Below are 15,976 nucleotides of genomic sequence, written 5' to 3'. Positions count from 1 at the left end.
GAGAAATTACTGTTGACTACTGAATAATGCCCGACTTTTTTGACATCCATACTATTTTCTTTACGCTATGGGATTACCCGATGAGCTATCTGGAATTCTTTGGCGTTGTCAGCGGATCAATAGCAACCTGGCTGGCTGCCCGCGCGCATGTCTGGAGCTGGCCTATTGGCGCAGCCAGCGTCTTACTCTTTTTCTTTCTATTCTATCAGATTCAATTATATCCCGATATGTTTTTGCAGGTGTTTTTCTTCGTTACCAATCTACAAGGCTGGTGGCGCTGGACACACCCAACCCTCGACGAAGCCGATCAGCGAAATGAGCTCCGAATTACTCGGTTAGTTGGTCGCCCGTTGATGCTGGCTCTTTTGGGTGGAATTGTTGCCACTGTCGTTTTAGGAGCATTTGCACAGAATCTACATGTTTGGTTTCCAGTCTTATTTAATAAGCCCAGCGCATTTCCTTATCTAGATTCGTTCACGACTGTAATGAGCATTATCGGTACGTTCATGATGATTCATAAAAAGCTGGAATGCTGGTGGGTATGGCTCGCGATTGACATCATCAGCACATACATGTATTTCACGAAAGGCGTCAAATTAGTGGGTATTGAGTATGCCATTTTCTGCCTGATTGCCTTTCAGGGAGCCTGGCACTGGACAAAAGAATACCGAAGCTATTCGACTAAAATGGCATGAGAACGGGGTTGGTTTTCGGCAAGTTTATGCCCGTTCACAAAGGGCATCTGGCATTAATTGAATTCGCCAGAAAACAGTGCGATCACCTGATTGTCTCCATGACCGTTACGCCGGAAGATGTTATTTCGCCGGAAATTCGGCTTGGCTGGCTAAACGAATTACTGGCTCCTTACCCATCCATCGAAGTTGTTGCTGAATCGGACGATTTTCATGATCCAACCTTGCCTTTGTGGGAAGCGACAAAACTGTGGGCTGCGTTCATCAAACGACGTTTTCCAGCAGTAAGTATTTTTTTCTCATCGGAAGAATACGCTATTCCGTTGGCACATCATTCTGGCTTACAACACATTACCTTTGATCCACCTCGACTGAAAGTTCCAATCTCGGCTACATTGATTCGGCAACAACCTGCTCGGTATTGGGATTACATTCCAGACATCGTGCGGCCTTATTTTGTCAAAAAAATTTGTCTGTATGGGCCGGAAAGTACGGGTAAAACTACTTTAGCGCAACAACTGGCGACAGAGTATCAAACCGCTTACGTCCCGGAAATGGCTCGCGATTTAATCACGTCTACTGAGTTTACACCCGAGGATTTCATTCGGATCGGTCAAGCGCAAACGAAAGCGGTGCAGGAAGCCATACAGCAGGCAAATCGTATTTTATTCTGCGATACGGATGTCATCACGACGCAAATCTATGCACAGCTTTACTTAGCTGAAATTCCGCCCATTTTATACGAACTGGAACATCAAGTGCATTATGACAAGTATATTTTACTGAACATTGATGTCCCCTGGATAGCCGATAATCTACGTGATCAAGGTCATCGTCGGGAAGAAATGTTTGGGCGTTTTCAAGCAGAACTTGATAGCCGAAAATTACCCTATCAACTTGTAAGTGGCTCGTATTCAGAACGCTTTTCAATGATTAGACAGGTAGTTGATAAGTTACTGAATAACAGTTGAAAAAATTGAGTAAAATAGGACGTTTCTCAGACAGTCAACTATAAATGAAGCTACATTAATTAGTACTATTTAAGGAATTTTAGTCTATAACATACTGATAATTATGATATTACTTATTTTGTACTATAATTTTGCAGTAGAAACTAAATAGTAATCTATATGGCAGTTGCCAAACAATTCCTTAAAAGTAAACCTCTCGCGAAAGTAACGTTTGACTTGCCAGCCGAAGCTGTCAATGGTGCAAAGACGGTCGCCCTGGCCGGTGAATTCAATGGTTGGGACATCACTACCCAAGCCCTGAAAAAGCAAAAAGACGGTTCCTACAAAACAACCGTAGAATTACCTGTAGGTGGCGAATATCAATTCCGCTACGTTTTGGATGGCACGACATGGACGAACGACTGGGCTGCTGATAAATATGTAGCCAGCGGTGTTTCAGGTGAAGAGAACTCAGTAGTTGTTCTCTAAGAAAAAATTTACGTAAACGTAAAATGGGTAATCAGGCCGGTCAAAACGACACCTGATTACCCATTTTCCTTTTTGGAAAGAATGAAAAACAATTCAGTCTTTCTCGGTAAGTAATTTTTGTCCTTCGTCAGAAGGACAAAAAGTCTATACGGTAAAGCTGTCCGACTCGACGTAGGCTTTGATCAGCGCCATTTCACCTTCTTTACCGGGTTGTGAATTGCCATGTTCCATGCCGAAAATAAACTCTTTGTTTTCGGCTTTCTGCTTCTGGTAAACGTGCTTGAACACGTTTTTATAATTGATTTCGCCCGTCGTTGGCTCTTTACGACCCGGATTGTCGCCAATCTGGAAATAGCCGATTTCACTCCAGCACCAGTTGATGTGCGGAATAATATGCCCTTCGTTTTTCTGCATGTGGTAAACATCGAACAGAATTTTGCACGCTGGGCTATTAACAGCCCGACAGATTTCGTACGTCTGATCGGAAGTCCGCAGGAATAGGTTAGGCGTATCGCTGAGCGGCTCTAATACCATTGCTAAACCCGCTGGAGCCAGAATATCAGCGCCCCGGCGTAACGCATCGATCACATGCCCGGTTTGAATACCAATCGGCAGGTTGCGCTCAAAATCACCGGGTACTACCGTTGCGAATTTCGCATTAACGCGTTTGGCAGTTTCAACAGCTTTGCGGCAACCGTTCAGGAAAATTTCGATGTATTCAGGTTTTCCAGCAGCCAATGTATTCTGACCATTCCCCCCTTTATCGACCACAAATACGCCCATCGTCATGCCCAGCCGGGTCATTTCTTTAGCAATTTTTTCCTGCGTAGCCACATCCCGACCCATCATGCCGTTATCTTCCAGAGCCGTAAAGCCCATGTCGGCCATGAATTTGAGTTGGTCAATCAGGTCTTTGCCTGCGCTATTTTCAAACATGCCGAAGTGTGGGGCATATTTGATTTTGAAGGTGTTTTTAGCCAGTAGATTCGGCTGTGAATGCCAATTGCCTGCCATTGATTCGCCCGTGACGGCAGCGCCTGCCAGTCCGAATGTCGATTTTACAAAGTTGCGTCGTTGCATGATGGTCGTCTGAACCGGTCTTATTTCTTTTTCAAACTTGCTAAATAATCTACTAAATCTACTAAGTCCTGCGTACTCATGGTTTCCTGAATACCGGATGGCATCATGGACGAATCGAGTTGTTTCATTGAGACGACGTCGGCCATTTTGTAGTTCTGAACAACGCCCCCTGGAAACTTCATTTGGAGATCAGTTTCGGTTTTGCTGGACACGATACCCGTCATGGAACTGCCATCTTTAAATTTCACCTCCCATCCTTCGAAACCGAAACTAATGCCTGCGTCGGGATGGAGGATAGCTAAGTACTGACCTTCTTTGGGGAGTTTGGAGCCAATTTCTGATAGTTTCGGGCCGAAATCCATCCCATCGCCGTTGATTTGATGGCAGGTTGAGCAGTTATTTTTAAAGATCGTAACTCCTCGAGCAGCATCGCCTTTCATCGTCAACAACTCGTTAATACCCGGCAGTTTTTTGCCTTCAGCCCCTTGAGGAGTATCAAGATAGCTTGCCGCTTGCTGACGAACATTTTTGCGCCAGTCACCACTCACGCCCTGTACGGCTGCCTTTTTGTAATCGCCAGTAATATCACCCGATTTTAAAAGTGCTACCACCATATCAGCCCCTTCGTTGCTACCACCTAACGAACGTGTGGCTTCCCGACGTAAAGGAGCAGCTCGTTTGGTATCTAAGGCTACCGTTTTCAAGATTCCGGTTGATTCTTTATTACCAACACGACGCAAAGCAATCAGCATATTTGTAGCCGCTTCAGCATTTGTCCCGTTAAGTACCTCCCAAATTAGATCTTTTCCGCCCTGTTTGAGCAATTGTCGAGCGGCTTCACGACCCATATTTTCCATGGCTTTCGATACGGCTAACTCCTTCAGATGGTTGTTTTCAGAAGCCGGTTCGTAGCGGTTTACAAGTTCGATGTATTCGGTCGTACCGTAAACATCGCCCATGAGTTTCGTAAGTGCAGCGTTAGCGGCTGGTGAATTCCGTACAAAAGCTGGGTCCAGATGTCGCAGAGCTAGTTTTGTTACATCGGTTGAGTTGCTGTTGGCCTGCAAAATTGCTAGCAATGCATTTGATTTTTCGGTAGCGCCGGGGTTGAAATCAAAAGCCCGGAAATACCGTAAGCGCTGATTTACCTCAACTGATGGATCACCAGCGAGTTTAGCTAATAAAGGGACCGATTCTTTGGTACGGGCGCGCCAGACAATATCACGGCCAGCCGCATTCGCTAATGGATCGCCAGCTACCTGTTTTGCCCAGGCGGTGTAATAGCTATCCCAATTGCCATCGGCGCCAATGCCTAAAGCCTCCAAGTACCAGCGATCTTTACCATCGTACTGACTAGCCAATTGCGCCCACAAAGCTGGTGCTTCTGCAGACGTATTGTGCCGCAGGGCAATGATACACTCCCGTCGAACCTGTGCATCTGGGTCATTTGCCAGTTGCTTCACGTAGGGAATAATGTCTTTCTTGAGTTCGCGGGCAGCACGAAGGCCCGTAATTCGTAGATCTGGATTGCTGCTTTTCAGGGCTGTTTCAATGTATTTTGAGCCTTTCTCCAATTTGCCCAACAGCCATAACGCGCGAGCCTGCATCCGGGGATTGTCGGAGTTTTTATACAGATTAGCTAATGCTTTTTCGGCCTTATTACCCATGCTAGTCAATTTCTGCCAAGCTGAGTAGCGAATCGCCATGCTTGGGCTTTGCAACGCTTCGATAGCACCTTCAGTTGTTGCCAGGTCAACTTTGGGCTGCGTATAAGGTGAATTTGGAGGTGCTACCCGATAAACACGACCTCGATTCTGGTCACCCGCCTGGTGACCGCCAACACCGGGATCATACCAATCGGCGATGATTAGCGAACCGTCGGGCGCTACACAAACATCGGCGGGTCGGAACCACTGATCGCGGGCGCCTTCGAGTACATTAACAATCTGTGCTTTATATCCCGCACCGTCTTTTTGTACCGGATACGAACGAACAACATTTGGTCCCGCATCGCAGTGGATAACCTGATTTCGGAAAACTTCGGGAAGTAGTTTTCCCTCATACACAATGATACCCGTTGGCGAGCCAGCGCCGGTTTGCAGTAGGTTTGGTACGACGCCGGGATCGTTCAGGTGCCAGTGCCGACGGGGAATTTCGGGTTCGATATTTTCCCGATTGGCCTGCCAGCCAGCGCCTGTCAGTTCATCGGTATAGCCGTAATTGCCATACTCCATTACGTAGTTAATCCGAACGCCTTTATTACCATCGTCGTCATTATCCGACTGCCAAAGCGTGCCGTACGAATCAACCGCGACTTCGTAGTTATTACGAAAATTCTGGCCCAGAACCTCTACGTTTTTACCGTCGGGATCGCAGCGAAAGACCATTCCCTGTTTGAAATTCTGCTTGTTAATCGTTTTGCCCGAAGCAATATCGACAACCGCATTCCCATCTTTATCAAGAAGTTGCTCGCCCGAATTACCGAAGTTGAAATACCATTTACCATCTGGGCCAAACACAAAGGTGTGCATGCCATGGTCGTGCTGTTCTCCGCCTATTCCGGTAAAGAGTAACTCTTTTTTGTCGGCTTTATCGTCACCATTTTCGTCGGTAAGCACCCACACGTTCGGGCTATCCGAAACGATGACTTTGTTGCCTTGTACCCATATACCTAGTGGTGATTCGATACTAGGGTCTTGATAAAATACTTTGGAAACATCGGCTTTGCCATCGCCATTGGTATCTTCCAGAATCACGATCCGGTCACCTTCTTTACGTGTCGGATTTCCGTTGATCGCTGGTCGGTAATTATACGCTTCGCACACCCAAACACGACCGCGCGCATCGACGTCAATATCCGTCGGATTGGTCAGCATCGGCTCCGAAGCAAACAGCGTTGCTTCTAATCCCGGTGCTACGTTTAGGCTACCTACTGCATACTTAGGATCGTGTTTATCATCGTCGCTCAATTGCGCAAACAAGCGATTCAAATAAGTTTCTGAAGCTGCGTTGAGATTGCGATTTTGATAAGCCCCAACAAACGTACCGCCTACAATCAGACTGGTTGCTGCAAGAGCCATTGCTCGTTGAGAAAGCAATCCGCGTTTACCCGTAGAAAACCGATTCATATACCTATAGCAGAAAGAGATTATCTTTTCTCTGAAAGAGACATTTTTAGTAAATTATACCCATTGCTGTCTGATTTTGTCATGCATTCAATAACATAGTAGCACATTGACGGGTTTTGATTACCATTGTGTCGCCATATTGGCGTTTCACCTAATCACCTTAACTCATGGGCTTTCTCTATTCTATTCTGATCGGTGGAGTAGCTGGCTATCTGGCCAGCGTCATCATGGACAGCCATAATTCGGCTATCGTCAATATTTTACTGGGTATTTTTGGCGGATTCGTGGGTGGATTCATCGCCAAAAAGCTTGGGAATGATCCCGATAATGATGGTCTGATAATGAATCTACTTATTTCAGTAGGTGGCGCTATCGTACTGATTTTTATTGGTCGGTTATTCTAGCAACGAAAAAGGGAGCTCAAAACGGGCTCCCTTTTATATAATTTCTATTCTATTCTTAAGGCTGACCACCCAATTTTTCATTACGGCTCGACAAATCTGGCTGACCAGTAATCGCTCCTCTTGCCATTGCCAGCAAGCTCATTACTTTACCGCCCGGATGATCCCAATATTCACCAGCCTGTGTAGTTACTTTTAACAAGACAATACTAGGGTCATCTTTCCCTTTTGGGAACCACGTATTTAACGCGTCGCTCCATAGTTCGTCCATCTTAGCTTTGTCTTTAACAACCTCAGAATATCCATAGGTAACCACATAGGTTTCTGATCCAGAGTCTGAAAAACTCAGCGTCACCTGGCTGTTCTTATCGACTTCGTTTATTTTAGGGGCGTTATCGTAGGCAAAAAACCACATTGTACCATCGTCTTCCATCTCCTGCGTGGCCATTGGCCGAGTGTGAAAATTGCCATCTTCGCTTAATGTAGTCATCATGGCAACGCGGATGCCTTTAATCTTATCGCGGAGGGTTTCAATTTCTATTGTGTTCAGGGTTTGCTCAGTTTCCATAACGTTTCGGTTTGTTTCTATTCGTAACCGTTCGTCAAGGGTCAGGGTTTTACCAATAGACTGTGAATTGTAGGCAAGTTGAGTCAATGGCCCAGCAATCGCTATTATTTTACGACGAAAGTTAGCTCTCTGAAAGGCTGATTGCTTGACTGCATTTCCTTCGTTATATCACGGTCAAACGGGCGATTAAGGTTATTGCCCGCCAAATCTTCTAATCGGCTCTCAATTCGTAATTTATACTGGCCGGATTGCCATGCCATATCTGGGACAAACTGGCTTTGTTTTTCATTTTTACCGATTTTCCACGAACCAGCCACTAGTTTTCCATCTCTTTGTAAAATGTATAGCGTTTCGGTCAGCAAATAATAATCGAGTGATTCTCCGAAATTGACAGCCAGCGATTCTGTACTGCCTGATTTTGGAGAATGAACACTCCATCGATCGGTATTTGGCGAAAGACTATCCCGACGAATGGTTCGAAATACTTTTTCCGTCGATTTGCCTAATGAAGCGCCTTGCTGGTCAGGCCAGTTACCATCGATAACTAACTTATACGATGCACCTGCCACCAATGGAGCGCCCAACTGTTGGTTTGGCTGTAAATCCCGTTTGATGCGACCAGGATCAAGCCAGAGGGTTAGTATGGTTCGGTCGGCATTCCAGAGTTCGGGCTGGAGATCGAGAAATACGCCCGGTAGTGTATCGGTTTGGTTTTTGAGTAAGGTAACGTACTTCAGCGACTGACCTTCCCGCATCGGGCGCGAAAAATGGAGATACATTTTCAGCAGATTATCCGGCAGCGAATCGGGCGATGGATAAATCGCTAGCAGCGTCGGTTTGTCACTAGACTCTAAGGTTGGAATTGCAATCTCGCCCAGCGGCTTATTTCGCAGCCAAACGGTATACTGCAAACCACGTGTAAATGAAACTAACGGTTCGAAAATGACGGCGTTATCCGTTCGCTGAAGCTGTCCGGCAATCGGTGTTTCCTGATCCGCTAATCGCACGGTTACTAACTGATTCAGCGAATCGTCCGGTACAGATTCTATCAGGCGATTTGGAATGGTAATACCTGTCGCTCGTTTATCATTCCAACGAATAGACAGATCGGTAGTATCGGACGATTGGCAGGAACCGAACAGATAGGCAATAAAAAAAATCAGGCTATACAATGCGCATAGCCTGAAGAATACGGAGTAAGGATATTTATAAATACCGCTCATTGGAAGTCCAGAGATCAAGACTACCGTTTGACCGACGTTGGAGCAATACCATGCGGCTGTCGTCCAGTTTATCAAGCTGGATTACGTTTGTAATCGGCAGCGATACAAAATCGACTCCAGCTGTCGCAAAGTTTTCGACCACTGGCGTTGTTAATGCACCCTGATAATCTTCTATACTTTTGGCTTTTACTTTGAAAACCGGACGATTCGAATTCGCCATCATCACAAATGACTCCCCTCCTTTCGTGAGTGTAACAATATCTAATGGCTGATTACCACTGCCCATTTCAGCAACGGTCCGACCTTTTACATGCTTTCCAGCTTTCAGTTCATCCATGGGGAACAACACCAGTGGGGTGCAGGTGTAGCTCGCCAACAAGTATTTTTTACCCTTGATTTCGGTCGTCGTAAACGTCTTGATCGGAGCCATCGTTTCGTATTTAGCATGAGCTGCATGGTAGATTTCCAGCGACGCCTGATCCTGTGCATTCGTGAATGGGAACGGGATGCTGCGGAAGGTAGAGCCAAATTCCTGATTCGATAAACCGCTTACCAGTACTTTCCCATCGGCAAAGCCCATGTCGGAAATAGACGCAATACGAAGGGACTCACCCCGGCGATCTTTGGCATCTTCGGCGGGGGCATTTGTTAAGGTTACGGTCGAATACGGAATCTCTTTCAGCGAAACTGGGGTTAGTTTATCTCCTTCTATTTTCAGCAAAACCGGCGTACCATCGCTGTGTTGAACAGCGCAATACACATTCTTTGATTTTGGATTCACCGCAATGTCCTGAATCGTGATGTTAGCTACATCCGTTCCCAACAAAGCAGCAATCTTCTGATCAACATTCTTGATTTCGACCGGGTTAGCTTTGTCAACCGCATTCGCATCTTTCGTATCGACCGCAAAAACTGCGGCACTCCGTCCATCGCCAATAAACAACACGCCATCCGGCCCAAAAGCCAGCGCGTTGATGGATTTAATGGCAGGCGTACCCACGACAAGTCCATACTGACTACGGACTGTTCGGGTGGTTGTCGCTAACAGTAACAGCCCAACAACGCCGACCGCCATTACTGCATATAGTTTCTTCATATCTGTATAGTTGGTTTAGAGAACGTGTTGATTATCAGCCCGAAAGTAATCAGGTTAAACTTTATTTCAAAACAGCAATTCAGGCTATTTGCCTGGCGGTAGCAATCAGGGGTTTATACTAACCAAATTCTTAGCTATTGGCCCGTTTTTTCCAATTCGTTCAAGGTCCAGGGCGTTGTTCGCGAAGCAGTTTCCTGCCGTAGTTTAGCGACATCGGCCGGCTTTATGATCGGTTGAAATCGCCGGAAACCGCCTGGCGTAGAAGCCGTAACTGGCCGATTCGCCAAACTGGCGTTGGTAGAACCGGGCGGAGGTGGTACGGGTGGAGGAAAACTGGCAGCTGAGACAAATTCGTAGCGGATATAACTGGCCACGGACGCCAGCCATTCGTCGTTGTTTTCAGCCATCGACGGCATAAGCGTCGGGTATGTTTTGCCTTCAACGGGTCCCGTAAGACCTTGCAACAGAATTTTGAGCAGCATATCGTTTTCGATTATGTGTTTGGAACCAGCAATCGGTGGAGCTACCTGACTGGCTAATCCCTTTCCATCCGTACCATGGCACGACGAGCACAGCGATTTAAAAATTTCGGCTCCACGCAACACTAACACCCGATCAGCCTCAGCTAACCGGCCTAATTTGCTGCCATACCGTTTGAAATCGTAATTCTTCTGAATACTGGCTTCAACAGATGTCAGCATTTGGTTTGATGCATTCTGAGCGAGCAATTCCTGAATAACTGATTTCGCTTTATCAGACGTGCTGTAATGCAGCGATTCCAGTATCTGCACCCGCACATCAATGCTAGGATCGTTTTTCAACGAAGCAACCTGATTAATTAAGCTTTCGTCGTTTTTCTTTAGATACGACTCACTGATCCAGACAGCCGTCCGACGAACTTGTGCATCCTCATCTTTCAAGGCTGTGCTTATCGTAGCGGGATCGATGGCATCCAGCCCTTCCAGTGTCCAGAGGGCATGAATTCTGGCCAATGCACTAGGTTTCTTCGATAAACTTGCTTGCTGACCTGTTGCTATCTGCTTTAATGCCGGAACAACTGATTTATCAGCCAGTGCGATCAATTGCTTTTGCGCATTATCACGCCACCAACCGTTAGCATGATCCAGATAAGTTACCAGTTGATTAGCTGATTCATCCAACATACGCGGTTTTGGGCCGGGTTTTACGCCATCCTGTACTAGTCGCCAGATGCGCCCGTGCTGGATGTGTTTATCCAAACCCAATCGCTCAATCTGCGGACGAATCCAGCTCCCTTTGGGCGTCCACTGCGATTCCTGGATAATACCCCGATTCATGTCTACGAGATAGAGGCTTCCATCTGGGCCGGTATAGGTATTGACGGGACGGAAGTTAAAATCCGACGACGCAATAAATTCCTGCTCTTTATAGGCATTCTCGAGCTGGGTTTTACCCTGATTATTACTCACATGAGCACGTCGTACAATTCGGGCAACGGGTTCGCAAATCAGGTAATCGCCAACTAAATCAGCAGGCAGTTTATCACCCCGATAGATCGATTGTCCACAACCGGCTGTAAAGTGATTGAGCGTACTATCGGGCCGCAATCGACGGGGACCGCCTTGCGCATCGGGGTTGGCAATGATCGACCAGACGGGGCTGAACGTGGCTTCGTCGTAGGCGTCGGCAAATTCGAGAGCGCCGTATTTAGGGTTGATCTGAAAGCCAGAACCGGCATTTTCGCCCCCACCCCTACTAAAAAATAATCGCCCGTAATTGTCATGTGTTAATCCCCACTGGCCATTGGAACCACTTGGCAGTGAATCCATTTGTATTGTTCCGTTGGTATATCGGAACCGGACGGGATCGACAGTTAGGTAAATCCAGTTATCCAGATTCCAGTCCAGGCCGCTACGCTGGTGCTCCAGGTTGCCCGGTGCTTTGCGGTCTACGTGGTAAATGCGTTTTTTATCGTCGGCAACGCCATCGCCATTCGTGTCTTTATAACTCCACAAATCATACGTATCGGTTTCGTTTACAATCAGTTCGTGGTTCACACACAGAAGCATGCGAGGTAGCATAAGCTTGTCGATAAACACCGAACTCTTATCCATTTTGCCGTCGCCATTCGTGTCTTCCAGCAACATCACCCGGCTTACTGGATCATGCTCACCCGTTGCGTCGGCATCCTGCATATAGGTATCCATCTCGGCCACGTACATGCGAGCATTACCATCCCACGCAATCGTGACCGGCTCATGAATCATCGGCTCACTAGCGACTAATTCCATGTGATAGCCTTTGGGCACCTGAAATGCGTTCAGGCTCTGCTCAGGCGTTAGCTGCGCTGGATTGGCAATCGGATTAACGGGCAACCTGGCATTGCTATCCGTTCCCGACGACGTAGCCGTTTGGGCCGTTTGCTCCGTCGGTTGCTGTGTTGTTTTGGATACGGTACAGGTAATGACGAGTCCGCTTACGGCCAGCAAGGTTCCAAGCCAGAATTGTCTTTTCATGAGGTTTAGGAGGTTGGTATTCTATTCATCAAGAAGCATGAAAACCAGGTTTATATACTCAACTAGTATACTTCCAGTTTAAAGATCAAAGATTCCCGTGTCTGTGTCCTCACAGACATCTCTGCGTCAGCAATGCCTACCATCCGGAAGGGTGTCTGTGAGGACACAGACACGGGAGTTTACGTGGAGAAACAAATTGGAGGAGAACTAGTAAAATTAAATACAAAAGAGCCGACCTTATCATCCGGCCTAAAACCAGAATGATAAAATCGACTCATTATATGTGCTAACCTGAACGATCAGCGCGATTAACAGCTAAGCGAATTACGCTTGTTTCTGAAACTCACCAGCTGCTTTTATTTCAACTTCTTCGCTAACCGGCATTGCTCCTGAACCGCCCACACCAAAATCGGTGCGCTTTAAGGTTCCAGTCATTTTAAAGCCAACTTTTTCTGGACCTGGTTTTCCATCACGACCGGGCATTTGTTTTGGCCCCATCATCGTAACGTCCAGCGTGACGGGTTTGGTAACACCATGCATGGTCAAATCACCCATAACTTTATATTTCCCGTCAGCACCTTTTTTGAACGATGTGCTTTTGAAGGTCATGGTTGGGTATTTAGCCGCATCGAACCATTTTTCACCTTTCAAATCTCCGTCGCGACGTTCGTTGCCTGTATCGATACTATTGATGTCTGTCGAAAATTCAAATACAGCGTCTGAAAGGTCAGGTTTAGCAGCCGTAATTTTAGCTTCGAATGTTTTAAAACTACCGTCAACTTCGGCCAGCATCATGTGCGTAATGGAAAAGCCAACTTTTGAGTGAGCTTTATCCAAAGACCAGGTTTGCGCGAACGTAGTTGAGAAGGTCAGCAGAGCCGATGCGGTAATTGCTAAGAAGGTCAATTGTTTTTTCATTGATAATAAAACTGGATTAAGTGAATAAGAATACAAGTTTAAGCAAAGATTGACTTAGAATTATACTCAGCTTCCATACGGTTTTTTACTTAGTATGGTTGCTTAGTATAGAAACTTGAGAAGCTAAGAATTTTGTCATGCTGAGGAACGAAGCATCTTAACGTTTCAGATTGAGGATTAGGCAATCTTAAGATGCTTCGTTCCTCAGCATGACAAAGTCAAGTTGTCAGTTTCGTGGGCGACCGCCTTGCTGACCTCCGGCAGGTGCAGCCTGTTGTGGCTGTCCACCGCCGTCGTTGCCGCCTTCGCCACCTTTTACGTCGTCGTTAGTAACCGAGCGGGCTTTCTTACGAGGCTGCTCAAAGGTCATTTTTCCAATACGATACGAGAACGTCACTTTTAGGTTTGAATTGTACAGGTGAGTGACGCTTGTCTGTGACAGCAGCGGTGAGTTAAGGGTAGTCCGCATCGTTACGCCATTACTAACAAAGTTTTCGGCAGCCAGACCGATGCTACCACGCTTGTTAGCCAAATCCTTCCGAACGCCCAGCGAGTACATGTAGAAACTACCCATCGTTCCCTGCAACTGCGGATTTGGTCCACGGAAGAAACTGAATACCTGCGCGCTCCAGCCTTTGTCGAGTTGTAACTGACTCATCAATCGGCCACCGATACTTACTCCTGTATTGCTGATCGTCATCGATTTGCCATCGGCACCCGGAGTTGTACCCTGCATATACATGTAGTACGTATCGAGACCGCCGTTAATGCTCCATTTCGATGTCAGGTTGGTATTGAAGAAGACGTTGGCGCCTACTGTACGCTGAATACCAATATTTTGGAACGTCGTAATGATGGCTCCTGCCGGATACGTGGAGTTTGTGGTATCGGCTGGAATACGAATCTGCGTAATGGCGTTGTTCGTTAACCGACCGAATACAGACGCATTCAGATACGTTTTCTTAATTGTTGAACTTAAGCTCAACTCAACGTTATCAGTCAGTTCTGGACTCAACGTCGGATTGCCCTGCATAATCATGAGTGGGTTAGCCGCGTTGACGTTTGGGTTCAGTTGTTGCAAACCCGGACGTTGAATTCGACGGTTATAGGCCGCTTTTAGCGTCGACCCACCTTTCAGACTTTTCGAGACGTTCACGCTGGGCACTAAATTGCCGTAATCGGGAATGTTCAACGGCTTAGTTTCGTCGGCTTTGGCGTTGATGCTCGTGTGCTCGTAGCGAGTACCCACTTTGAACGTGTATTTGCTGGGCGTTACGTAGGTATACGAAATATAACCCGCAGCAATGTTCTGATCGTAGTTGAGCGAACCCGACGGACTAGCTGGATTATACACTAATTCGCCCGTGCTACCACCAATTTTATACTGGTAGTCGCTATCTACTTTTCGCATGATCGCCTTTCCACCGAATTCCAGTAATTGATTTTTTCGGATGGGCGTCTGATAGTCCGTCTGAATCGTGAATTCCTGGTTGGTATTGTTATTCAGATTCTGCTGACGACTCGTTAAGATCCCTGTTTGATCCAGAATATTCGCGTAAAAATTATTGACCAAACTCGTGCGGCTGTATTGAGTCGAAATTGTCCACTCCTGCTGTGGTTTGAACGTACGGATATAATCCAGGTTCATATCTACCGAGTTAGAGAGGTCTTTCCGATCTACATCTCGATTGCTCACGCTTTGTAATACATTACCCGCGTAGATATTGGTTAACTGGTTTTGGTCTTGAATAAAATTACGTGTGCCGAATCGAACGTTAGCCGACAGCGACTGATTCTTGGCCAGATCATAGTCAAAGCCGAGTGTGTATTGACCAAATATTGGCTTATCGAATGCGGTTCCCGTTTGGCTTGTCCGGAGTTGTTGTGAACCTACCAATGTTGTCTGATCAAGCGTCGAAGAAGCACGGTTGTACATGGCCCGGCCAAAACCGCCCAGTGTAATACCCAATTTACCCTGCCGATACGAGCCATTTAACCCTAAGTTAGAAGCCCGAAGGCCAACACCTGCATCGACATTAAGCGTAAGTCCGTGCAGCGTATTCTTTTTCGTGATAATGTTGATAATACCGGCAGCACCTTCGGCGTCGTATTTAGCGGATGGGCTGGTGATTACCTCAACCGATTTAATCATATCGGCTGGTAGTTGTTTCAGGGCATCCGCTACGTTAGCGGCTACAATGGTCGACGGTTTATTATTGATCAGTACGCGAATATTCTGGCTACCGCGCAGGCTCACGTTTCCGTCCAGATCAACCGATAGCATCGGTACACGCTTTAGCACATCTGACGCATCGCCCCCTTTGGCGGTCATATCTTTATCGGCGTTGAAAACCAGTCGATCTACTTTTTCTTCGATAACCGCAGCTTGTCCCGTTACAACGACTTCGCCCAGCGTCCGAACATCGGGCGACAGTTTTACCGATCCAACTTTCAAGTCCGTTCCTTTTGCAATCGTGAACGGTTTGGAATCCAGATTTTTATAGCCGATAAACGAATATTGAAGTCGGTAATCACCGGGAGCTAATTTGCTCATGGTGAAATTACCTTTCGCATCCGATGTTGTTCCGTCGATGGGTTTATTGGTTTTCTGACTGATCAGGGCGACTGTCGCAAATTCAACCGGATTGCCTGATAATGAGTCTACTAACAAACCTGATATTTTGCCATTGCCTTTTGGCGTTTCTTCAGCCACGCCGGTAAACTCTGCTTTCTGGCGACGGTTGTCCTGGTTAAAACCGCCGGGACCGCCGGGGCCACCACCCGGAGGGCCAAATTGAGCGTAAAGGGCTGGGGCTTGAACAATCCCAACAAAGAGGAGTAGAAGTATGAGTTGCTTACGCATTGTTTGTTGTATTCAATAATTGACGAAGCAAAACAACATCGGACTGTTCAATTCAAAAAATACAATAGACAGG

The 15,976-nt window shown here is 46.7% G+C and carries 12 protein-coding genes; 4 read left to right on the top strand and 8 right to left on the bottom strand.

The genetic code is table 11. The features are described 5' to 3' along the window. Positions 1–26 precede the first annotated feature (26 nt). From pnuC to ACYVE4_RS07770, 3 genes are all read left to right on the top strand, one after another. Positions 27–695, top strand: a complete 669-nt coding sequence (gene pnuC / locus ACYVE4_RS07780; RefSeq protein ID WP_460996658.1) for a nicotinamide riboside transporter PnuC — start codon at positions 27–29, stop codon at positions 693–695. Next, on the top strand, positions 692–1,663 hold the full coding sequence (locus tag ACYVE4_RS07775) for an AAA family ATPase (RefSeq protein WP_460996657.1): 972 nt from the start codon (positions 692–694) through the stop codon (positions 1,661–1,663). The genes pnuC and ACYVE4_RS07775 overlap by 4 nt, the downstream gene beginning before the upstream one ends. Positions 1,664–1,822: 159 nt before the next feature. Further along, a complete protein-coding gene (locus ACYVE4_RS07770; RefSeq protein ID WP_460996656.1) occupies positions 1,823–2,131 on the top strand; it encodes an isoamylase early set domain-containing protein in 309 nt (102 codons plus the stop codon). A 144-nt stretch (positions 2,132–2,275) separates the two neighbouring features. Here ACYVE4_RS07770 and ACYVE4_RS07765 read toward each other — a convergent pair whose 3' ends face one another. Continuing rightward, positions 2,276–3,211: a hydroxypyruvate isomerase family protein gene (locus ACYVE4_RS07765; protein ID WP_460996655.1), complete on the bottom strand. Its 936-nt coding sequence runs from the start codon at positions 3,209–3,211 to the stop codon at positions 2,276–2,278. A 20-nt stretch (positions 3,212–3,231) separates the two neighbouring features. Next, the gene (locus tag ACYVE4_RS07760; RefSeq protein ID WP_460996795.1) at positions 3,232–6,291 is read right to left on the bottom strand and encodes a PVC-type heme-binding CxxCH protein; all 3,060 of its coding nucleotides are present in this window, start codon (positions 6,289–6,291) and stop codon (positions 3,232–3,234) included. Positions 6,292–6,506: 215 nt separating this feature from the next. On the opposite strand from ACYVE4_RS07760, the gene ACYVE4_RS07755 reads away from it, so the two are divergent. Further along, the gene (locus tag ACYVE4_RS07755) at positions 6,507–6,743 is read left to right on the top strand and encodes a GlsB/YeaQ/YmgE family stress response membrane protein (RefSeq protein WP_460996654.1); all 237 of its coding nucleotides are present in this window, start codon (positions 6,507–6,509) and stop codon (positions 6,741–6,743) included. Between the two features lie 55 nt (positions 6,744–6,798). Here ACYVE4_RS07755 and ACYVE4_RS07750 read toward each other — a convergent pair whose 3' ends face one another. The 6 genes from ACYVE4_RS07750 to ACYVE4_RS07725 all read right to left on the bottom strand — a co-directional run bounded on the left by ACYVE4_RS07750 (position 6,799) and on the right by ACYVE4_RS07725 (position 15,903). Beyond that, positions 6,799–7,308, bottom strand: coding sequence for a pyridoxamine 5'-phosphate oxidase family protein (locus ACYVE4_RS07750; protein WP_460996653.1), 510 nt, complete (start codon positions 7,306–7,308; stop codon positions 6,799–6,801). Positions 7,309–7,412: 104 nt separating this feature from the next. Beyond that, the gene (locus ACYVE4_RS07745) at positions 7,413–8,531 is read right to left on the bottom strand and encodes a hypothetical protein (protein WP_460996651.1); all 1,119 of its coding nucleotides are present in this window, start codon (positions 8,529–8,531) and stop codon (positions 7,413–7,415) included. Then, a complete protein-coding gene (locus ACYVE4_RS07740; RefSeq protein WP_460996650.1) occupies positions 8,515–9,627 on the bottom strand; it encodes a hypothetical protein in 1,113 nt (370 codons plus the stop codon). Before ACYVE4_RS07740 ends, ACYVE4_RS07745 begins: the two co-directional genes overlap by 17 nt. Positions 9,628–9,761: 134 nt before the next feature. After that, positions 9,762–12,122, bottom strand: coding sequence for a DUF7133 domain-containing protein (locus ACYVE4_RS07735; RefSeq protein ID WP_460996649.1), 2,361 nt, complete (start codon positions 12,120–12,122; stop codon positions 9,762–9,764). Positions 12,123–12,446: 324 nt separating this feature from the next. After that, positions 12,447–13,040, bottom strand: coding sequence for a YceI family protein (locus ACYVE4_RS07730; RefSeq protein ID WP_460996648.1), 594 nt, complete (start codon positions 13,038–13,040; stop codon positions 12,447–12,449). 226 nt (positions 13,041–13,266) lie between these two features. Continuing rightward, entirely contained in the window at positions 13,267–15,903 is a 2,637-nt protein-coding gene (locus ACYVE4_RS07725) for a TonB-dependent receptor (RefSeq protein WP_460996647.1), read from the bottom strand. Positions 15,904–15,976 lie beyond the last annotated feature (73 nt).

Source organism: Spirosoma harenae (genome assembly GCF_054776975.1).
The sequence above is the reverse complement of the archived record's forward strand: the minus strand, read 5'-3'. Positions and strand labels throughout refer to the sequence as shown.